Origin of the sequence: Caproicibacter fermentans (genome assembly GCF_009746625.1) — a bacterium.
Taxonomy (GTDB): Bacteria; Bacillota; Clostridia; order Oscillospirales; family Acutalibacteraceae; genus Caproicibacter; species Caproicibacter fermentans.
Map to the genome: position 1 here is coordinate 83,128 of NZ_VWXL01000095.1, position 19,368 is coordinate 102,495.

Annotated in this window: 19 protein-coding genes and 1 pseudogene; 10 read left to right on the forward strand and 10 right to left on the reverse strand. The window is 54.8% G+C overall.

Going from position 1 to position 19,368, the window contains the following annotated elements:
• Positions 1-288: 288 nt before the first annotated feature.
• The 7 genes and pseudogenes from CAFE_RS16200 to CAFE_RS16230 all read left to right on the forward strand — a co-directional run.
• Complete coding sequence (locus CAFE_RS16200) at positions 289-2,190, forward strand: sigma 54-interacting transcriptional regulator (protein WP_066646055.1); 1,902 nt, start codon at positions 289-291, stop codon at positions 2,188-2,190.
• Positions 2,191-2,366: 176 nt separating this feature from the next.
• Positions 2,367-3,356 carry a 2-keto-3-deoxygluconate permease gene (locus tag CAFE_RS16205; RefSeq protein ID WP_407926822.1) on the forward strand — a complete coding sequence of 330 codons (990 nt, stop codon included), beginning with the start codon at positions 2,367-2,369 and terminating at the stop codon, positions 3,354-3,356.
• Complete coding sequence (locus CAFE_RS16210; protein ID WP_066646059.1) at positions 3,353-4,579, forward strand: four-carbon acid sugar kinase family protein; 1,227 nt, start codon at positions 3,353-3,355, stop codon at positions 4,577-4,579. Before CAFE_RS16205 ends, CAFE_RS16210 begins: the two co-directional genes overlap by 4 nt.
• Entirely contained in the window at positions 4,576-5,547 is a 972-nt protein-coding gene (gene pdxA, locus CAFE_RS16215) for a 4-hydroxythreonine-4-phosphate dehydrogenase PdxA (RefSeq protein WP_066646061.1), read from the forward strand. The genes CAFE_RS16210 and pdxA overlap by 4 nt, the downstream gene beginning before the upstream one ends.
• Before the next feature lie 16 nt (positions 5,548-5,563).
• Complete coding sequence (locus tag CAFE_RS16220) at positions 5,564-5,848, forward strand: UxaA family hydrolase (RefSeq protein WP_066646063.1); 285 nt, start codon at positions 5,564-5,566, stop codon at positions 5,846-5,848.
• A 13-nt stretch (positions 5,849-5,861) separates the two neighbouring features.
• The gene (locus CAFE_RS16225) at positions 5,862-7,028 is read left to right on the forward strand and encodes a UxaA family hydrolase (protein ID WP_066646065.1); all 1,167 of its coding nucleotides are present in this window, start codon (positions 5,862-5,864) and stop codon (positions 7,026-7,028) included.
• Positions 7,029-7,248: 220 nt separating this feature from the next.
• Positions 7,249-7,849 (forward strand): annotated as a pseudogene (locus CAFE_RS16230) (transposase); the annotation flags it as partial.
• Positions 7,850-7,992: 143 nt separating this feature from the next.
• On the opposite strand, the gene CAFE_RS16235 reads toward CAFE_RS16230, so the two are convergent.
• A complete protein-coding gene (locus tag CAFE_RS16235) occupies positions 7,993-8,862 on the reverse strand; it encodes a MurR/RpiR family transcriptional regulator (protein WP_066643241.1) in 870 nt (289 codons plus the stop codon).
• Positions 8,863-9,140: 278 nt separating this feature from the next.
• Between CAFE_RS16235 and CAFE_RS16240 the strand changes: the two genes are divergently transcribed.
• Positions 9,141-10,211: an HD-GYP domain-containing protein gene (locus tag CAFE_RS16240; protein WP_066643228.1), complete on the forward strand. Its 1,071-nt coding sequence runs from the start codon at positions 9,141-9,143 to the stop codon at positions 10,209-10,211.
• A 356-nt stretch (positions 10,212-10,567) separates the two neighbouring features.
• On the opposite strand, the gene CAFE_RS16245 is transcribed toward CAFE_RS16240, so the two are convergent.
• The 3 genes from CAFE_RS16245 to CAFE_RS16255 are packed head-to-tail and all read right to left on the reverse strand — an operon-like array spanning position 10,568 to position 14,203.
• Positions 10,568-11,038, reverse strand: coding sequence for a (2Fe-2S)-binding protein (locus CAFE_RS16245; RefSeq protein WP_156991200.1), 471 nt, complete (start codon positions 11,036-11,038; stop codon positions 10,568-10,570).
• 1 nt (position 11,039) lies between these two features.
• Positions 11,040-11,873, reverse strand: coding sequence for an FAD binding domain-containing protein (locus CAFE_RS16250; protein WP_156991201.1), 834 nt, complete (start codon positions 11,871-11,873; stop codon positions 11,040-11,042).
• On the reverse strand, positions 11,870-14,203 hold the full coding sequence (locus tag CAFE_RS16255; protein ID WP_156991202.1) for a xanthine dehydrogenase family protein molybdopterin-binding subunit: 2,334 nt from the start codon (positions 14,201-14,203) through the stop codon (positions 11,870-11,872). The genes CAFE_RS16250 and CAFE_RS16255 overlap by 4 nt, the downstream gene beginning before the upstream one ends.
• Before the next feature lie 78 nt (positions 14,204-14,281).
• On the opposite strand from CAFE_RS16255, the gene CAFE_RS16260 reads away from it, so the two are divergent.
• Both CAFE_RS16260 and CAFE_RS16265 read left to right on the forward strand, forming a co-directional pair.
• On the forward strand, positions 14,282-15,181 hold the full coding sequence (locus CAFE_RS16260; RefSeq protein WP_066643218.1) for a YIEGIA domain-containing protein: 900 nt from the start codon (positions 14,282-14,284) through the stop codon (positions 15,179-15,181).
• Positions 15,182-15,183: 2 nt separating this feature from the next.
• Positions 15,184-15,372 (forward strand): capping complex subunit for YIEGIA, encoded by a 189-nt coding sequence (locus CAFE_RS16265; protein WP_066643215.1) that lies wholly within the window; start codon positions 15,184-15,186, stop codon positions 15,370-15,372.
• A gap of 50 nt (positions 15,373-15,422) precedes the next feature.
• On the opposite strand, the gene CAFE_RS16270 is transcribed toward CAFE_RS16265, so the two are convergent.
• From CAFE_RS16270 to CAFE_RS16295, 6 genes are all read right to left on the reverse strand, one after another.
• Positions 15,423-16,133, reverse strand: a complete 711-nt coding sequence (locus tag CAFE_RS16270; protein WP_066643213.1) for a manganese catalase family protein — start codon at positions 16,131-16,133, stop codon at positions 15,423-15,425.
• Positions 16,134-16,309: 176 nt separating this feature from the next.
• Complete coding sequence (locus CAFE_RS16275) at positions 16,310-16,681, reverse strand: NifB/NifX family molybdenum-iron cluster-binding protein (RefSeq protein ID WP_066643207.1); 372 nt, start codon at positions 16,679-16,681, stop codon at positions 16,310-16,312.
• Between the two features lie 2 nt (positions 16,682-16,683).
• The gene (locus tag CAFE_RS16280) at positions 16,684-17,580 is read right to left on the reverse strand and encodes an ATP-binding protein (protein WP_066643204.1); all 897 of its coding nucleotides are present in this window, start codon (positions 17,578-17,580) and stop codon (positions 16,684-16,686) included.
• The gene (locus CAFE_RS16285) at positions 17,577-18,452 is read right to left on the reverse strand and encodes a nucleotide-binding protein (protein ID WP_233452842.1); all 876 of its coding nucleotides are present in this window, start codon (positions 18,450-18,452) and stop codon (positions 17,577-17,579) included. The genes CAFE_RS16280 and CAFE_RS16285 overlap by 4 nt, the downstream gene beginning before the upstream one ends.
• On the reverse strand, positions 18,427-18,789 hold the full coding sequence (locus CAFE_RS16290; protein ID WP_066643202.1) for a NifB/NifX family molybdenum-iron cluster-binding protein: 363 nt from the start codon (positions 18,787-18,789) through the stop codon (positions 18,427-18,429). Before CAFE_RS16290 ends, CAFE_RS16285 begins: the two co-directional genes overlap by 26 nt.
• Positions 18,786-19,274, reverse strand: coding sequence for a C-GCAxxG-C-C family protein (locus CAFE_RS16295; RefSeq protein WP_156991203.1), 489 nt, complete (start codon positions 19,272-19,274; stop codon positions 18,786-18,788). Before CAFE_RS16295 ends, CAFE_RS16290 begins: the two co-directional genes overlap by 4 nt.
• Positions 19,275-19,368: the final 94 nt, after the last annotated feature.

A 19,368-nucleotide genomic window follows, 5' to 3' on the forward strand; every position in this document is an offset into this window, starting at 1 on the left:
TTTCACCGCGCAATCCGCAATATTTTCGATCGGATTCTTTTCTTGGACCCGATTGGTCAGGGCGGAAAGCCGTACCCCGGTGGGGGCATAAAATGCTGTTTTAGTACATTGAATTTTGACTCGTGAGATGATAAACTGGAATAAATTAGCCCCTGCGGTCTGCCGCCGTTTCCTGAAATCGGGCGGGAGCGCCGCTTTCGTTCTCCGGTCCGTCGGTCCGGAGTTCGCGTCCGGTTGCGGAGAGGCAAAAGGGATTCCGGAAAACGTCCGGAGGAGAGGAGAAGGAAGATGAAGGAGATCGCCGTCATCGCGCCAATACAGGACCTGTACGACAAAGCCGTCGGGCTGGTTGTTGAGCGGGGGTACGACAACGTCGACGTCGTCCCGGGCAGCATGAGCGAGGGCGTGAAGGCAGCCCATCTTGCGATTGAGGGGGGGGCGAAGTATCTTGTGTCCCGGGGTGGGACCTACCGGATGCTCAAGGCCGAATTCCCCAGGGTCCCCATCGTGGAGATCAAGGTGAGTGCGTTCGACATCCTCAAAAGCTTTGAAAAGGTCAAGGATTCCGGCGGGACAATCGGGGTGGTGGGCTACAGTAACGTCGTCTACGGGATGGATGTCCTGCACAGGATTTTGAACTGCAATTTCATCGAGGTCCAGCTGAAACGGGAATCCGACATCTATCAGGTCATTCAGGAACACAAGAACCGCGGGATCGAAACGTACATCGGCGACGCCAACATCATCCCGATCGTCCGTAAATTGAACTGCAACGGCATCCTGATCACCTCTCAGAAGGACTCCATCCTGTCCGCCGTTCAGGAGGCGCGGAGAATCTGCATGGCGACCCGGGAGGAAAAGGAGCGCGTGCAGGAGATCACCACCATCACCGATTTCGTGCACGACGCCATCGTCGCCGTCAACGAGGAGGAGCGCATCACAGTCTATAACAAAAAGGCCGAGAGCATCTTCGGCATCCCTCGGGAGACCGCCCTTGGCAAGAAGGTAAAGGAGATCATCCCCAACACAAGGCTGCCGGAGGTCCTGCACACCGGCGAGGCCCAGCTTGGGGAGCTGCAGAATATTGGCAAGATCAAGCTGGCCACCAACCGGGTTCCGGTCGTTGTGGAAGGGAACGTGATCGGCGTTGTTGCGACGTTCCAAGCAGTTTCCGAAGTGCAGAGCATGGAGCAAAAGATCCGCCGGACCCTGTACGAGAAGGGCTTTATCGCAAGATATCATTTTTCGGACATCATCCACTCAAGCGAAAAGATTCAGGACTGCATCGAAACGGCGGAAAAATACGCCAAGTACGACACGCCGGTCCACCTGTTCGGCGAATCCGGCGTGGGCAAGGAGCTCTTCTGCCAGAGCATGCACAACAGCAGCCCGCGCCGCGGCGGGCCGTTCGTCGCAGTGAACTGTGCGGCGATCCCTCCGGCGCTGATCGAAAGCGAATTCTTCGGGTATGAGGAGGGTTCCTTCACCGGGGCGAGGCGCAACGGCAAGCCGGGTGTTTTCGAGCTCGCGCACGGTGGAACACTCTTTCTCGACGAGATCAGCGAAATCCCCATCGAGCTCCAGGGGCGCCTGCTCCGCGTGATCCAGGAAAAGCAGGTCATGCGGGTCGGCGGGAACAAGATCATCCCGGTTGACGTCAAGATCATCACCGCCTCCAACAAAAACATCTATCAGGAGATGCAGAAGGGCAGATTCCGCAAGGACCTGTTCTTCCGCATCAACGTCCTGACGCTGGATATCCCTCCGCTCTCCGAACGGAGGGAGGACATTCTGGTCCTCGCAAACTATTTTATCAAAAAATATTCCACTAAATATCAGAAACCGGAGCTGAAAATGACGCAGAAAGTTCAGGACTATCTGGAAAACCGCACCTACGAGGGGAACATCAGGGAACTGGAGGGCTTGATGGAGCGCTGCGTCATCGTCTCTTCCTTCGACGGGCTGTTCCGCGAAAGGCTGCCTTCCAGCGCGAACCTGTCGGGCGGGGAGGACCCGTTCGACAAATTCTGCGGGAGGAAAATGGATCTGCGGGCGCTGGAGGAGGCCTATATCCGGAGCGTTCTGGAAGAAACCGGAGGGGACATCAAAAAGACCTGCCAGATTCTGAAGATCAGCCGCTCCACCCTCTGGCGGAAATGCCGGGATATGGAGCAATACGTTTCATCTTGAACAAACTTGTTTCAAAATGAAAGAGAACTTGTACGGATTCACCCATAAAAATTCTTTTTAGCAAATATACTGGGCGAAAAATAGCCGATCAGGGCGTTTTTTCACCTGGCATGTTTTTTGCTGTTACCTACTCTATGTAGGCTCGTCTGCACCGAGCCAAAAAATTTGAGGAGGTTTTGCACTTGAAAATTTTGAAAACAGTCCAGAAGGTGCCCGGCGGTCTCATGATCGTCCCGATGCTGCTGGGGGTGCTGGTCAACACATTTGTACCGGGATTCCTGACCATCGGCAGCTTTACCACTGATCTGTGGAAAAACGGGGCGATGCCGATCCTCGCGGTGTTCCTCTTCTGCAACGGCGCGCAAATCGACTTGAAGCAGGCCGGGCAGCCGCTGGCCAAAGGAATGATCCTGACCGTGGTCAAAGTTGGCCTCGGCGCGGTGATCGGCGTGTTGGTCAACAGGCTGTGCGGTCCCGCCGGCGTCATCGGAATCGTTCCGCTCGCGGTCGTTTCCTCGCTGGCCAATTCGAACGGCGGCCTTTATGCGGCCCTTGCGGGCGAGTTCGGCGACGCGGGAGACGTAGGCGCGGTTTCTATCCTTTCCCTGAACGACGGCCCGTTCTTCACGATGGTCGCTTTCGGGCTGACCGGTCTGGCACAGATCCCGATCATGGTGCTGGTCGGCGCGGTTCTGCCGATCGTCGTCGGCCTCATCCTGGGCAACCTGGACCCGGAGCTCCGTAAATGGTTGGCGCCGGCTACGACGGTCACGATCCCGTTCTTCGCCTTCCCACTCGGCGCCGCCCTGAACCTGGGACAGCTTGTCCAGGCGGGGCTGCCCGGCATCGTCCTCGGTGTCGCCTGCACCGCGATCACGGGCTTCGGAGGCTATCTGGCGATGAAGCTGATCAAGTCGAAGCATCCGCAGGTCGGGGCCGCCATCGGGACCTCCGCCGGGAATTCTGTCGCGACGCCCGCGGCACTGGCGGCGACGGATGCGACCCTGAAAACGGCGGCCGCCATGGCTACCGTACAGGTCGCAGCAGCAGTCATCGTGACCGCGATCCTCTGTCCGCTGCTGGTGAGCTGGCTGGATAAGGTCGAAAAGAGAAAGCAATCGCCGGATTCGTTCCCAAAATCTGCTGCAAACGAGGGATCGGTGTGAAACGCTGCTTCATCCTGGCGGATGATTTCACGGGTGCCAACGATACCGGTGTCCAGTTCCGGAGCCGCGGGATCCCCACGGTCGTGCTGTTCGACGGCTCCCGAATTCCGGAGGAAGGCACCGTCATCGTCGATACGGAGTCGAGGGCCCTTTCCGCATCGGAAGCCGGCGCGGCGGTGCAGCGGTCCCTTGCGGGGATCGGCCCATCCGTGTTCGGGCTTTTCATGAAAAAGGTGGATTCCACGCTCCGGGGGAACATCGCCGCGGAGGTCCGAGCTGCCGACTGCCGGATGCATTTCGACCAGATCCTGTTTGCGCCTGCCCTTCCCGATCTGGGCCGCACAACAAAGGACGGGATTCACCGCCTCGACGGTATCCCGATTCTGGAGACGGAGCTAGCCCGGGACCCAAAGACCCCCGTGCGCGAAGACAACATCGCCCGCCTTCTGCAGGCGGAGTTCGACGAGCCCGTCGTTCGGATACCGCTCGATCAGGTTTCCGAAGACCGGATCCGGCTCGAAGGAGGGCGCATCTTCGCCTTTGACGCGGTCACAAACGCGGACCTTGGAAACATCGTCCGCGCGGGGCTTGCGGAAAAGGGCCGGGTTCTGTGGGTCGGAGCGGCGGCGATGGCGGAACAGCTGATCGGGGCCCAGAGCAAGGTGCCGCCGGCCGTCGCCGTCGTGGGCAGCGTCAGCTCCGTGACGCGCCGTCAGGTTAGGTATGCGGAACAGGAGGGGACGGTCCTTGTCAGGATTCCGATCTACGGCCTGCTGGACGGCACGGCCGATCCGATGGAATACGCCGTGCGCGCGGCCGCGCTCCTGAGGGAAAACAGGGACGCCGTCGTTCTGCCGACTTCCTCCTGCGATGCGGAGGAAATGGCCCGCACCGACCGGGCGGGTGCGGAGCGGGGCATGACCCCGAAGGAGATGTGCGATTACATCCGGGAGGTCCTCAGTCAAATATCGCGCCGGATTCTGGAGGCCGCGCCGGTTAGCGGCGCATTCCTGACGGGAGGGGACACCGCCATCGGCTTTATTCGGGCGGCGGAGGCCTCCGGCTCCTCCATCCTTATGGAGATCGCGGCCGGGATCCCGATGATGCGCCTCATCGGCGGGCCTTACGCGGGGCTGAAAATCATTACGAAAGCGGGCGCGTTCGGCGGCGATGACGCCATCGTAACCGCGATGAAAAAACTGAAGGAGGTGATTCCGCTGTGAATCGGTTTGGAATCACGTTGGGCGACCCATGCGGGATCGGCCCGGAGATCACGCTGAAAGCCCTGCGCGCGCACCCGGAGTACCTGGACCGCTGCGTCGTCTTCGGCAGCGCGGAGCTTCTGTGCCACTACGGCCGGCTGCTCGGGTGCGGCTTCCCGATCCGCACCGTGGAGCGCCCTTTCGACTGCGGAGATGGCTGTCTGAACGTCGTCGACCCGAACCCCGTTTCCCTTGAGGAGATCCCGGTCGGCAGGGTCAGCCCCGTCGGCGGCAGATGCGCGTTCCTCGCGGTCAGGGCCGCGATCGACGCTGCGCTGAAAAAGGAGATCTCGCTGATCGTAACGGCGCCACTGAACAAGGAGGCGCTCCATCTTGCGGGGTACCCGTACGCCGGGCACACGGAGATCTTCGGGGAATTCGCCCACGGGGACAGCTACGCCATGCTGCTTTGGAGCGAGAAACTCAAGGTGATCCACGTGAGCACCCATGTTTCCCTCCGCAAGGCGTGCGACGCCTGCCGGAAGGAGAGGGAGACGGAGGTGATTCGCCTTGCGGACCGCACGCTGAAAAAGGCCGGCTATGAAAAGCCGCGCATAGCGGTCGCGGGACTTAACCCCCACGCGGGGGAGAACGGGATCTTCGGGGACGAGGAGATTGTGGAGATCGCGCCCGCGGTTGAGCTCTGCCGGGCGGATGGCGTCGACGTCGTGGGGCCCCTGCCGCCGGATACGGTTTTCCTGCGCGCCCTGAACTGCGAATACGACGTCGTCGTTGCCCAGTACCACGACCAGGGGCATATTCCGCTCAAGCTGCTTGATTTCGACGGCGGCGTCAACATCACGGTCGGTCTGGACGTGCTGCGCACCTCTGTGGACCACGGAACGGCGTTCGATATCGCCGGCAAGCTGGTCGCAAGAGAGGACAGCATGCTCAAAGCGATCGAAATCGGCGAAAAACTGCATCACTGAAAGGAAGGCAACAAGCATGAACGCAGTCATTCATATCAACGAGAAAGACAATCTGGTCACCTGCCTGCGGCCGATCGCCAAAGGAGAGACCATTGAATTTGAGGGTAAGCACTACACGGCGAGCGCCGACATCCCCAAATTTCATAAGATGGCGGTAGCCGAAATTAAAAAGGGCGAGCACTGCTACAAGTACGGCGAAGTGATCGGGGCTGCCACGACGGACCTGCATCCGGGGGATTATGTCCATGTGCACAATCTGGAAAGCACCCGCGGGCGCGGCGACAAACATACGAAGGAATAAGGAGAATCAAATCATGACGAAACTGATGGGTTATAAGAGGGAAAACGGGACGTACGGCGTTCGGAACCATCTGCTCATCCTGCCAACGTCCGTCTGTGCCGCCGATACGGCGGAAAAGATCGCCGCACAGATCCCCGGGGCAATCAGTGTGCCGAACCAGCACGGCTGCTGCCAGATCGGTTCCGACCTGTCGCTAACACAGGAGACGCTGGTCGGATTCGGGAAGAACCCGAACGTCGGTGCGGTTGTGGTCGTCGGGCTCGGCTGCGACGGTGTTCAAGCCCGCTCCGTCGCGGACGAGATCCGCGAGACCGGCAAGCCGGTGGAATCCGTCGTCATTCAAGAAGTCGGCGGCACACTGAAGGCGATCGCGGTCGGAGCGGAATTCGCGGCCAAGATGGCGCGCGATCTTTCACTGCAGACCCGCGTGGAATTCGATATAAGCAAGATCGTCCTGGCACTGGAATGCGGCGGTTCGGACCCCACCAGCGGCCTTGCCTCCAACCCGACGATCGGCTACGCCTCCAACAAGCTGGTCGGCGAAGGCGGCAGCAGCATCCTCAGCGAGACGACCGAGGTAATCGGAGCGGAGCACCTGCTTGCGGCGCGCTTTGAAGACGCCGCTCAGCGTGAAAAATTCCTGCGGATGGTCAAAAATGTGGAAGACCGCGCGATCATGATGGGAGAGGACCTCCGCAGCGGGCAGCCCACCCCTGGAAACAAGGAAGGCGGACTTTCCACCATCGAGGAAAAATCTCTGGGGTGCATGTACAAGGCGGGAACCCGCCCGTTCGTGGGCGCTCTGAATTATGCGGAGCCCGTGTCGGCCGCGAAGAAGGGCCTTTACTTTATGGATACGCCCGGCCAAGACATCGACTCCATTACCGGCATGGTCGCCGGTGGAGCGCAGATCGTGGTGTTTTCGACCGGGCGCGGAACGCCGACGGGCAGCCCGATCGCGCCCGTGATCAAAATCACGGGAAACACCGACACGTTCAAAAAGATGCCGGACAACATCGACATCAACGCCGGAACAATCATTTCGGGCGAAGCCAAGCTGAACGAAGTCGGCGAGGAGCTTTTCCGCGAGATTGTCGAGGTCTGCAACGGCAGGCAGACGAAGGCGGAAAGCCTGGGGCACCGCGAATTCGGCATCTATAAGCTCACCGGCACATTTTAAAACCAGCCGGGAACTTTGGGCGCGAAAGCTGCCCGGAAAGCGGACAAAAATCAGACGAACGGTCCTCCCGAAGATCGACGGAAAACGACCGGAGAATGCATTATACCAAAAGGAGCAGGCAGAGCCTGCTCCCCAGTCTGAAGACAAAGTATCGAAATCAGGTACTTTGTCTTTTTTTAGTGCTTGAGAAATGGTAAAATATAAACAGGTGATAAAAATGTTGAACGAAAAAAGTAATGACGGTCGGAAACAAGTCGGCTTTTACCGCATGGAGGATCTGGTACCGAAAGAGCATGTGAGGGAAATAGATAAAGCGATTGATTTCAGCTTCATATATGATTTGGTAAAGGACAAGTACAGCGAAGACACAGGCCGTCCCAGCTTTGATCCGGTGGTGCTGTTCAAGATTGTATTCATCCAATATCTGTTTGGGATTCGGAGCATGAGACAGACCATTAAAGAAATCGAAGTTAACGCGGCGTATCGGTGGTTTCTGGGATATGACTGGAACGACCCGATCCCGCATTTCACAACCTTCGGAAAGAACTATTCCCGACGATTCGAGGGAACTGATATTTTCGAGCAGATATTTACCCATATTTTGCTGGAAGCTGTAAAGCTGAAATATGTAGACCCGAAAGCGGTATTCATTGATTCAACGCATATTAAGGCCAGCGCCAACCGGAACAAGAAAATGAAGATGCAGGTTCAGATGGAGGCACAGCACTACCACAAAGAGTTGATGGAAGAAATCAAACAAAGATCGGGAAGCACATGGGAAAAAGAAGTGGAAATCAAAAGACTCGAGGTTCAAACCAAAATCCGGCTTTTCATTCATTTTGTTCTCAGCCAGAAATCAACTGTTAAAGTGCCGCTTGGGCTTAAATCCCGAACGGCCTTTTGCCTACAATCTGAGGAGCAGACAGATCCTGCTCCTTTTGTTTCGTTGGACTGCTTTGGAAAGCTATTCTGATTTATTTTCTTCTAAAAAATTCACGACATTATATGCTTTTGTGACCAGATCATCGTATTTTCCCCCCATTTCTATTACGATGCAGGAGGCGATCAAATTAATCAGCGCGACCGGCAAAGACAAAGAGTTGTAGAAGAGCTTGGTCGAGGTGTTGCAGAAGAAATTCAGGCTTCTTTTTGTGATGATGGGCGATGTGGGGCTGTCGGTAATCGTAATAAGATCGGCGCCGCTTTGCTCGGCGTATTTTGTGATGCTTTGAATCAAGGGGTAATATTTTGGAAAAGCGATTGCGATTAACAGATCGCCGCGCTTCATACGGACAAGATTTGCCTGCACGTTGTCCATGTCTTCCGGATGAATATAAGAGCACCCGATGCTCAGGTGCGAGAGATGCAGATAAAAATAATCCGCAAGTATTTTGGAAACGCCGTGAAAGCAGATAAAAATATTCCGTGCTTTCAGAATCCGATCCGCGGCCGCAAAAATATCCTTATCGCTGATCGCATGATAGAAGCCGAGACTCTTCTCACAGTCATTGTCACGGATTTGATGGAACAGGCCTTCCTTTTCGTTTTCCTTGCAAACTGGCATGTCCAAAACAAAAAAATTGGAGCTGGAAGAATTTTTGACCAGCTTTTGGGTGTGCACGCGAAAGGCATTTTTCAGCGCAATATAATTTTGAAACCCGAGCTTTTTGCACATGCGAAGGATGGTCAATTCCGATACCGAGAGGTGTTCGCTTAAGTTTTTGAGCGAGATATAGCAAATATCTTCCGGATGGGAAAGCATATAATCGGCAATTTCCTTTTGCTTGGAAGTCAAATCGGAGTAGTATTTTTCAATATTCTGATATAAGTCCATGGTACACCCACTCTAATATGTCGTTTTATGGCAATATTATAGCACAATGCAAAATAAAATAGCAATTCCGTATTTCATGCAAACAGATCATTCCGGCTCGTTTGTGTTCTGGCGGATGCTGTTTTCACTTTACAGGGGTTTTCTGAAAGCGGGTTCCCCGACTCTGAATAAAAATTGTTATTCTGGCATTTTTTGGCCTAATTTGCGTTACACGGTTGAAAGAAGACCGAAAGAAAATTATAATTAGATAACAATACTTGTCATCGGAGGCAGAACTGATGAGATATGTCCCGACACTTTGCCTGCGCGAAGGCATGGTGCTTGCGAAAAGTTTATATGCTTACGATGGCGGTCTTTTGCTGCAGAAGGGACAGCCGCTGAAGCAATCATACATTTTGCACATTGCCCAAAACGGCTTTCAGGGCGTTTATATTGTCGATCAGCTTTCGGAAGAGATCGAAATCAAAGCCGTGATCGACGATGAACTGAGAAATTCGGCCGCGAAGGCGGTCAGGGATATTTATGTTCAAAGCATGAATACCGGGATCAGCCGGGCCATGGCGGAAGATGTGAAAGCGATTGTTCACAGCATTGTGGAAGAGATTATTGAAAACAGGAACATCATCGTTAACATGATCGATTTAAAATCATACGACGATTATACCTACTATCATTCCGTCAATGTCGGGGTGCTTTCCATTGTGATGGGGACAGCGCTCAACATGAATTCCACAAGTCTTTTCAAACTCGGTTTGGGGGCGTTGCTGCATGACATCGGCAAGGTGTTCATCGACAAGGATATCATTGATAAACGGTCTTCGCTGACTCCGGACGAGTACGAGGAGGTCAAAAAGCATCCCGCTTTGGGGTACGAGTATCTTGTCAACACCAATCTGGATTTGCCCGTATCCGGCTTGATCGGGATTTTGCAGCATCACGAGCGAAACGACGGGAGCGGTTATCCGTCGGGTCTTGCCGGGGAAGAGATCAATCAATTCAGCCGTATTATTTCGATTGCTGACGTCTTTGACGCCATGACCTCGGACCGCCCTTACAGACCGGCCATGATGCCGTCGGAAGTGATGGAATTTTTAATGGGCGGCGCGGGCACGCTGTTCGATCCGGAGCTTGTTTCCCTGTTCACCAGGAAAGTCGCGGCGTATCCTCTCGGCACCTGTCTTCTGCTGAGCGACGGCCGGACCGCGATTGTTGTTCAGAATTTTGAGGACTGCTGCCTGCGGCCCAAGGTCAGGGTTGTGGACGAAAACGCTTCTGTTCCGGTTTATCTGGATTTGAAAAACGACAGAAGCCTTGCGAATATAACAATTACGGATATCGTCAGAATGTAGTGCGAACGCGTTTAAATATGCCGCAGGCAAAGCTCCCGCCGTATTTCGGCTCAGGCGGGAGCTTTTTGGACTGGAATAGAACAGAACCACCGCGCCCTGGTCGTTGGGCTTCAAAAGATATATCAGCTGTTCCAACTGACCGATGTGTCCTTTTTCTTCTTCGGCGATGCCGGAAAGAACTTTTTTTACCCTTTCGTCCGTGGTCGCTTCATATCCGATAATTGCCTCGTACTCGTTGATCATATCTTCCCTCAGGGATTGGATCACCTCTTCCGCGTTCATGGTTTTCGGAACGTTTGCTGTAAACGGGTTGCTGATTCATGCCATGTTAATTCTCATTTGGGTATTTGATCGGGTTATTGTTTTTGAGACAGAACCACACGAATCGCTTCGCCGATTTCTTCATAGCTGGTACAGCGGCAGATGTTGCTTTGCAGCCATTCGTCGATGACGTAGTCCGGCGGGTTCGGATGCTTCTGTGCCAGCGCATGGCAGGCCATTAAGAATCCGGACGTACAGTATCCGCACTGAAATGCGAATTTTTCGATGAACGCCTTTTGGACCGGCGCGTTTTTCAGCCCCTCCACCGTCGTGATTTTTTTTCCGACGGCCTCTGCCGTCAGCATCAAACAGGATTTGATCGGCCATCCGTCCACAATGACCGTGCAGGCCCCGCAGTCGCCGTTCTCGCAGCCGGGTTTTGCTCCGGTCAGGGCAAGCTGATTGCGCAGCGTGTCGAGAAGGATATCGGAGGGACGTGCGACGACTTCACGGTCTTCTCCGTTCACATTCAGGTGAAGGATGCTTTTTTCTTTGATGCGGAACATGTTACACCCCCTTTAACGTCTGAAGTACTTTGATCAGCGTGTTGTTTAAGACGAATTTGCGAAATTCGGCAGAGCCGTCCAGATTGTTCAGAAGATGCGGAGCTGCCAGAGCGGAAATCTGCTCGGCCCGTTCGGGAAAGCTCAGGCTTTTGTCATTCATCAGGTTTTCCCACTGCAGATCGCGGAACGGGTAGGGCAGCAGACCGCTGAACGCCATCCGGATTTTATCGTCCGCTTTCAGGCAGGCAACCGTCAGCAAAGGATAGTCGACCTTTTCATTCTTTGTCTTTTTTACGTGAATATAGGGCGCGGACAGCCAGCGCTTTTCAATCGAGGCCCTCACAATAAATTCTCCGCGGGGAAGCTGAAGACGTTCGCGGAAGATCTGTGTGATTTTATAATCCCGCAGGCCGCCCTGCGTCGCCACGGTGACAACGGCGTCGGCCAGCAGAAGTGGGAGAACGGTTTCTCGGTAAATGATTGTGGAAGCAAGGTTTCCGCCGAATGTGATCTTGCACTGCATGGTATGGTCCGCAACGCGCCCTGCCGTATGGTCCAGCAGGGGGAAGCGCTTCGCCTCCACAAGATCGGAGAGGGTCAGCGCGGAGCCGATGAGAAGACGGTCCTTGTCGTATTCGAACACACGGCATTCCGGAATCGCTTTCAGGTCGACGACGGCCCCGGTTTTTACGTTTCCCATGCGCGCCATGCTGATGATTTCTGTTCCGCCGCCGAAAAACATCGGGTTTTTCTGTTCTGCATCCAGCTGTCTGAAAACCGTCAGGGCCTCGCCGACGGTGCCGGGTCGGTCGTATTCAAAGTCGAAAGGGATCATGCCCTGCCTCCCGTCTTGATTCTCCAGATGGTTTCCGGTACCAGAGGCAGTTCGTCCAATTCAACGCCGGAGGCAACGGAGAGCGCGTTGGCAAGCGCCGCCGGGATTCCGATGATTCCGTGTTCGGCCAGTCCGCGTGCGCCGTAGGGAGAATTTTCAAGAGGCGTCTCCACAAAATCAACCAGATACTGCGGCGTCTCGCCGAAATGCATCACCTTGTAGGTGCGCAGACTGGTATCCAGTACCTCGCCCTTGCCGCTGTAGGAGAAATTTTCGCGCGTTCCAAGGCCCAGGCCCATGCACATGCCGCCTTTTACCAGAGCCTCGCACATCTTCGGATTCAGGACCTTTCCGGCGTCGATTACGGTTGCAGCTTTGATGAGACGGTAGGTGTATTCCTCGGTGTCGTATTCCACTTCCACGCCCTGGGCGCCCACGGTCCACCAGGGTCCGGCTTTCCCTTTCCCCGTTTCCTTGTCCAGCAGGTTCAGGTCCCCCATGATGAAGCTCCCCCGGCCGATGATCTGTCCCTCCACCGCGTTGCCGTTCTGGTACTGGTATCCATGGACCAGGTCCTTGAAGTGAATGAAATTGGACGGTTCATGGCGGACGTAGACCCGTTCGCCTCCCACTTCCAGATCTTCCGGAGGGCATCGAAGCACGACTGCGGCAAGGCTGACCAGCTGGCGGCAGACGTCCTCCGCGGCGCGCATGGCGGCTCGCCCCTGCATAAAGGTCGTCATGCTCGCAACGGTTTTCCAGTGCGTCGGGCTGCACTTTGTGTTGACGTCCATATTGACATGAACGCGGCTGATGTCCATTTTCAGCTTTTCGGATAAAAGCTGCGCGACCGTGGTCTTCATGCTCGGCCCGCATTCCACGCACCCGCAGTTCACGTTCAGACTGCCGTCGTTGTTAAATGTCAGGATAATACCGGAGACAGCGTCCGGGGACGAATCGGAGGTTTTCCAGAAGCAGCTGATTCCCTTGGCTCGGATTTTATGGTTGCCCAGCTCAATCCTTTCGCCTTCCTCCCAGTTGATCAGCGGCTTGAGCTTTTCGATGCACGGGCCCAGGCTGCCCAGGCTGCTGGCGGTTAGCGGAACCTGCGTGGGGGTCAGGTTTCCCGGGGCAAGTCCGTTCTTCTTTCGCAGTTCCAGCGGGTCCATTTGCAGCTTTTTTGCCAGCTTGTCAAGAGTTCGCTCCACGCAGAAGGTGTAAGAGGCGTGTCCGAAGCCGCGAAATGAGGTGGCGTAAGGGTGATTGGTGTAAACGCAGACCGCGTCGCAGGAGACGTTTTCAATGTTGTACGGCCCCGTGCAGTCGACCGCCATTGCCTTGCTGAGCCTCGGCCCCATGTCGGCGTAAGCGCCGGCGTCCACCAGATAGGTCATCTGCGCTGCTTTAATCATTCCGTCTTTGGTCGCGCCCAGCTTCAGCGTCGCGTCCAGACCCAGCTTGCAGGGGGAGGACGTAATGTCCTGTTCTCTTGAGTTTCGAATGCCGACCTCGCGGCCGCACACCGCTTTCGAGGCCATGTAGGCTAGAAGTTCCAGTTGGGTTGCCGCTTTTCCTCCGAACCCGCCGCCTACAAACGGGACCTCTACAACAACTTTTCCCTGCTCCAGGTTAAAAACGGAGCTGAGCTCCTTCTTAATTCCGAACGGCGCCTGGGAAGCGGATTTGACAAAAACGGTTCCGTCGGGTGAGATTCTTGCGCGGGCGGCCCGGGTTTCCATGGCGATATGGTCCGACTGGGGAAGGCTGTAATGCGCTTCGACGATCGAATCACAATTTGAGAAGGCTTGATTGACGTCTCCTTTTCGGATCTTTTTGATGTCGCAGATATTGGTTCCCGGCTGCGGATAAAGATCTTTGGAGATATGTTTATAGGTTTCCTGATGCTCATGAACTAAAGGGGCTCCGCTTGCAAGAGCCTGCGACAGGGAATTGATGACCGGCAGCGGTTCATATTCCACCTTTACGAAGGTGACGGCATTTGCGGCGTCGAATTCCGAATCGGCAACCACAAGAGCGACCGGCTCGCCGTAATAACGGACTTTCCCGTTTGCCAAAGGCGGTCGGTCCGCCACCAGCCCTCCGCTTAAAACCGGATAATCCTCTCCGGTGATCACGGCTTTCACGCCTTTTTGCAGCAGCGCTTGCGAGTAATCTATTTTTTTAATTTTTGCGTGAGCGAAGGTGCTGGTAACCATCCGGGCGGTCAGAACCCCCGCAGGATTCTCATCGGCGGTATATTTTGCGTTACCGGTGACTTTATCCCATGCTTCTTTTCGAATGACGGTTGTTCCGATTCCGGCTTTAGGCATGACAATCCCTCTTTTCTTCGTGTCTTTTGTATTATCCGTTTTCATTTGTTAAAAATACGGAGTGAAGGGAGAGATTCTATGGAAAAGGCGTTGAAAGAGCCTGATATCTATATGATCGTGATTGGAATCATCATGGGGGCTTCCGCCCGCATTGCCACGCTGAAGGTGGATTACAGGCAGATTCCAACTTACCCGTGCGCTTATTTCAACAGTATCGTCATGGGATTTATTGCTTCCAGCCTGGGGGCGATCGCCATTCCGGCGATCCTGTCCGGCGACTTTGTTTCCATTACTTTTCTGACGGTCGCCGTTCAGCAGTTCCGTGAAACCCGCAAGGCGGAGGGCGAAAGCCTGAGCCGATTGGAGCATACCGAATACACGAAGCGCGGGGACGCTTATATCGATGGAATATCAAAAACGTTCGAGTCCAGAAACTATATCGCCATGGTTACCGCTTTGCTTTCGGTGTTGGCAATGAAACTCAGCGATTCCAAAGCCCCGGCGGTTTTGATCCCCTGCGGGGTCATTACGGGAGCAGTTGTCCTTATTCTGCTCTATCGGTTTACAAAGGGCAAAACCATCGGGGATATCTGCAATATCCGCGACGGGGAGATCGAGATCAAAGGCTCGGAGCTTTTCGTCGACGGAATTTTTGTGACCAATACGCTCGGCGCCGACAAAAGCAGAGAGCTTTTTGCCAAAGACGGCCTTGCCGTCGTAATCGAACCCAAAAGGCCGGCCAGCCGGCTGACCCTGGAAAATTACGGGCAGAGGCAGGCAATTCTTTTTGAAGCGGTCAAGGCGCTTGGAGTCAGAAGATACAAATATACCAGAAGGAATTTTTCAAGCGATACCGGCATGATCATCATCGCGTTTGTACCCATGATCCACGACAAGAATTTACTGCACTATGCGGTCGCACATACTCCCGTTCTTGAGAACAGCAGAAAAATCGGCCGAATCGTCAAAGGGGGTTAACCGTGAAACAGCAAATTGAAATACTGGCCTATATCACTGCCGACGAAAACAGGGTTCTCGGCGGCGATCCCCTGACGCTCCTGGTAAAGGATCCGGAGAAGCAGAAAGAACTTGTCAGGGATCTGGGCCTTGCGCTGCGCGCGAACGTGGTGCAGCTTAAGAACGGAGATTATATCCTGATTACGAATTGACAAAGGCACGTTCCGGACGCATTGCCCGGGACGTGCCCTTTGTAGATGCTTTAGTGTACCATACCCTGACCCTGCTGATTTGTCTGGTTCGGGACGTTGAATTTCGGGGGCTTGGGGTTCTGCAAGTTCTTGGTGTCGAAATATTTTCCGGGGGTCGACAGGTCGAAATATTTTTTGGAGTCCGAAGTTACGCCCCAATCGGCCAGCGAACCGGTTTCCTCCAATTTGTTGAAAGCCTCGCGGAACAGGGTGTTGTGCGCCTCTTCCCGGTTCAGCAGAAAATCGATGGCTTCCCTTACGCCGGTATCCGTGATCTGACGGTACAGATATTCGTAGACGACCTTTGCTCTTTGCTCAGAAGCAATGTCGGACAAAATGTCCGCGGCAAGGTCCCCGGTTTCGTTAATCCACGCGGCGTTGAACGGGTAGCCGGAAGCGTTTGTCAGCATTGGAGTAAGGCCGGTTAAGGTCGAAGCTTCCACCGATCCAACGGTTGTGTTCTGCGCGTCCAGATTATGGCCGTTGAGCAGATTGACCAGAGTGCCGACCATTTCCATATGCCCCAGCTCTTCCGAACCGATATCCAAGAAAAGATCCTTGATGGCGGGGTCTTTGATGCGAAAACTCTGAGAAATATACTGCAGTGCAGCCTTCAGTTCACCCTGCGGGCCGCCAAGCTGCTCTTGCATCATGTTGGCGTAATTCGGGTTGGGTCCGTCAACGCGGACCTCCTTCAGCAGTTGCTTTTCGTGTTTAAACATTATTATTTCCTCCTGCGGCGCCTGAAATCAAACGCCACAGTTAGTATGGCAGAAAAAACGGCGGATAAACATATCCGCCGTTCCAGACCGTCGAGGAAGCCGCGCAAAATCGTTTTTAAAAATTATCCGGTCGTTCGCCCGAATCCACAGATTCCCGCGCATACGGAAGCCGCCGGTCAATGCTGGTGATGCTCCCCGCAGGTGCTTTCAAATTCGTGCTCATGGCAAACGCTGCCGGCGGATTCCAGCTCTCCCTTCAGGTATTTTTCCACCGCTTCTGCCGCTTCTCCCGCGGCGCCGGAAATCACTTCGATATTTTTTTCGTTAAAAATATCGATTGCTCCGCCTCCAATGCCGCCCGTAATAATGGTGGAGACTCCCAGATCGCTGAGGTAATTGGGCAGGAATCCCGGCTTGTGGCCCGGGTTCTGGCTGAATTTACGTTCGGTGATCTTGCCGCCTTCCACGGTAAACAGTGTAAATCCCTCGCAGTGCCCAAAATGGGCGGAAACATTTTTGCCGTCGCATGCAACCGCAATTTTCATCATAATCATACTCCTTTTTCAATATTTTCATCCATTAACATGGGATAAACTTGTTCCCAAATTTGCCGAATCGCTTTCCCTGCCTCGCTGCCGGCATTGTCAACCACGGTTTTTCCGGAATTGACGGCTTCTGCGACGGCCGGATCAAATGGGATTTTCCCCACCAGAGGGATTTGCTCCCGCAGGCAAAACGATTCGATTTTTTGTGAAATTTCAGTGCAGACATCGTATTTGTTGATGCACGCGGCCGCTTTGGCGCCGAACCGCCGCGCGGTTTCAAGAACCCTTTTCATATCGTGAAAGCCGGACAGGGAGGGCTCCGCAACAATCAGAACCAGATCGGTTCCGGTAATGGACGCAACCACGGGGCAGCCGATGCCCGGGGAGCCGTCCAGAATGGCCAGCGGCTCTTTGGACGCGGCTCCGTAAAGATTTGCGCGCACTTCCGAAACCAGGCGCCCCGATGCACCGCTTCCGATTTGAAGCTGTGCCGTTGAAAACAGTCCGGCCTCCGTGTGGAACAGCATGGTTTTTCCGGACGTCCGGTCTTCCAGCCGGATCGCGGGCCGTCCGTCGCCGTCGCGGGCGGGGCAGACCGCCTCGCACACGCCGCAGCCCTCGCATTCATAGGGGTTGACGGAACCGTTTGTAATGGCGCCGAACCGGCAGGAATCCTCGCACCGGCCGCAGCCGGTGCAGGCTTTCGTGTTCAGCACGGCTTTTTTCAACCCAAAATACGGTTTTTCCTCCGGCTGTTCCTTTCCTGCAAAAATCTGATGCAGATTCGGGGCTTCCACGTCGCAGTCCGCGTAGACCTTGCTGCCGCACAGCCGAATCAGGGAAGATGCGACCGTCGTTTTACCGGTTCCGCCTTTCCCGCTCAGTACAACAAGCTGCTTCATGCTTCCTTTTCCTCCGATCCTTTTAGTGTTTCCAAAAGATTCAGAAAGATCGGGCGGAAGGTTTCTCGGCCGGCGGCAAGATTTCCCTGTGCCGACGCCCGGGCAAGTTCCGCGTCATAGGGAATGCGCGCGAAAATGGGAATCTGAAACTCACGCGCCGCCGCTTCCATCATTTTTGTGGAATCCGTAGCTTTATTTACGACGATCGCGCAGGGCTTATGAAATGTCCGCGCAAGCTGTAAGACGAGTTTCAGGTTTTCAAGGCCGAACAGCGTCGGCTCCGTTACCAGAAGACAGAAATCGGCGCCCTTGATACTCTCCATTACGGAGCAGGAGCTGCCGGGCGGGCAGTCGATGACGGTGACCGGAGCTGCGGGAATTTCACGAATCATCTGCCGGATAATAGGTACGCCGGTCGCTTCGCCGCTGTTGAGGGTTCCGGAAAGAAAGGAGACTCCGCCGGCTCTTCCGTGTTCAATCACACCGACCGCGCGTTTTCGTTCCCGAATTGCCTCTTTGGGGCAGAGCAGAGAACATCCGCCGCAGGAATGGCAGAGCTCCGGAAAAACGCGGGGCTTTCCCTTGAGAAAGGCAAGCGCGTTGAAACGGCAGAATCTGACGCAGCTCCGGCAGCCGTCGCAAGCGCTTTCGTCGATTTCCGGCACGGCGACTTCAACGGATTCCTCTTTTTCGATTTCAGGCTTTAGAAACAAAAAGCCGTTGGGTTCTTCCACGTCGCAATCGACGTAAGCGGCGTCTTTTGCCGCCGCGGCGAGGTTGACGGAAAGAAATGTTTTTCCGGTTCCGCCCTTGCCGCTTAACACCGCAATCCGCATTTCTCCGCCCTCAACCATGACCGTGGTATCCGGCATGAATTTCACTTAACTCTGCCAAGGTTCCGTTTTTCCATGCGTCCGCCATATCGGCGACCGTCCCGGGAACCGCTTTCCAAAGCCGGATTCCGGCGGCGTTTAAAACCTCCGCGGCGTTTTCCCCGCAGTGAAACGTCACCACCGCTCCGGCGCCGCTGTCAACGATCGCCTGGGCCGCTTTGATGCCGGCGCCGCCCTGGGCCGCCGCGGCTTCGTTGTCAATCACCTTGAAGTCTCCGGTTTCCGTATCCGCAACTATAAAACAGGGGGTTCTGCCGAACGAACGGTTAACGGGGCTGTCCATTTGTTTCCCTTCCGATGGAACCGCAATTTTCATTTGTGCTCTCCTTTCACGCTACCATGATTCGTCTCCGTCGGTTCCGACGCAAACATTTCATCCAGTATTTGGGCCGCTATGCCGACCAGCTCGGAACAGGGCCGCTTCATATAGTATTGTTCTGTTCGGGCTTCCGGCGTTGGACTGTCGTGCTTCACGCTCAGCCCCAGCAGATCCCGGCAGATAATTGATCCGTTTTTCTCTTCAAAACGCTTTGCCAGGGCCTGTATTCGTTCATAGTGCTTCGCTTTTGCGGCCGGGTCCGACGGATCCGTGTAGCCTTCTTTTAATCCGGCGGCCAGAAACATTCCAGTAACGGCGCCGCAGACCTCTCGAAGGCGTCCCATGCCGCCCCCGAAAGAAGAGGAGAGCTTTAATGCGCTGGGAAGGTCCAGCCCGAGTTCTTCGCAGTAAGCGGCAAAAACGGACTGCGAACAGTTGTAGCCCTGATGAAACAGCTCGACCGCGCGTTCCCGATGATCCATAGTCTCACCTCTGATCTTTTATTATGGTCATATGACCATTATCGTATTCATTATAGTCTTGTAAAAAACAGTTGTCAATTAATTTCCTGAAATA

Excerpts from the sequence above, each read along its gene's own strand:
- CAFE_RS16200 (WP_066646055.1), top strand. The coding sequence starts at position 289 with ATGAAGGAGATCGCCGTCATCGCGCCAATACAGGACCTGTACGACAAA.
- CAFE_RS16220 (WP_066646063.1), top strand. The coding sequence starts at position 5,564 with ATGAACGCAGTCATTCATATCAACGAGAAAGACAATCTGGTCACCTGC.
- CAFE_RS16225 (WP_066646065.1), top strand. The coding sequence starts at position 5,862 with ATGACGAAACTGATGGGTTATAAGAGGGAAAACGGGACGTACGGCGTT.
- CAFE_RS16235 (WP_066643241.1), bottom strand. The coding sequence starts at position 8,862 with ATGGACTTATATCAGAATATTGAAAAATACTACTCCGATTTGACTTCC.
- CAFE_RS16240 (WP_066643228.1), top strand. The coding sequence starts at position 9,141 with ATGAGATATGTCCCGACACTTTGCCTGCGCGAAGGCATGGTGCTTGCG.
- CAFE_RS16245 (WP_156991200.1), bottom strand. The coding sequence starts at position 11,038 with ATGTTCCGCATCAAAGAAAAAAGCATCCTTCACCTGAATGTGAACGGA.
- CAFE_RS16250 (WP_156991201.1), bottom strand. The coding sequence starts at position 11,873 with ATGATCCCTTTCGACTTTGAATACGACCGACCCGGCACCGTCGGCGAG.
- CAFE_RS16255 (WP_156991202.1), bottom strand. The coding sequence starts at position 14,203 with ATGCCTAAAGCCGGAATCGGAACAACCGTCATTCGAAAAGAAGCATGG.
- CAFE_RS16260 (WP_066643218.1), top strand. The coding sequence starts at position 14,282 with ATGGAAAAGGCGTTGAAAGAGCCTGATATCTATATGATCGTGATTGGA.
- CAFE_RS16270 (WP_066643213.1), bottom strand. The coding sequence starts at position 16,133 with ATGTTTAAACACGAAAAGCAACTGCTGAAGGAGGTCCGCGTTGACGGA.
- CAFE_RS16275 (WP_066643207.1), bottom strand. The coding sequence starts at position 16,681 with ATGATGAAAATTGCGGTTGCATGCGACGGCAAAAATGTTTCCGCCCAT.
- CAFE_RS16280 (WP_066643204.1), bottom strand. The coding sequence starts at position 17,580 with ATGAAGCAGCTTGTTGTACTGAGCGGGAAAGGCGGAACCGGTAAAACG.
- CAFE_RS16285 (WP_233452842.1), bottom strand. The coding sequence starts at position 18,452 with ATGCCGGATACCACGGTCATGGTTGAGGGCGGAGAAATGCGGATTGCG.
- CAFE_RS16290 (WP_066643202.1), bottom strand. The coding sequence starts at position 18,789 with ATGAAAATTGCGGTTCCATCGGAAGGGAAACAAATGGACAGCCCCGTT.
- CAFE_RS16295 (WP_156991203.1), bottom strand. The coding sequence starts at position 19,274 with ATGGATCATCGGGAACGCGCGGTCGAGCTGTTTCATCAGGGCTACAAC.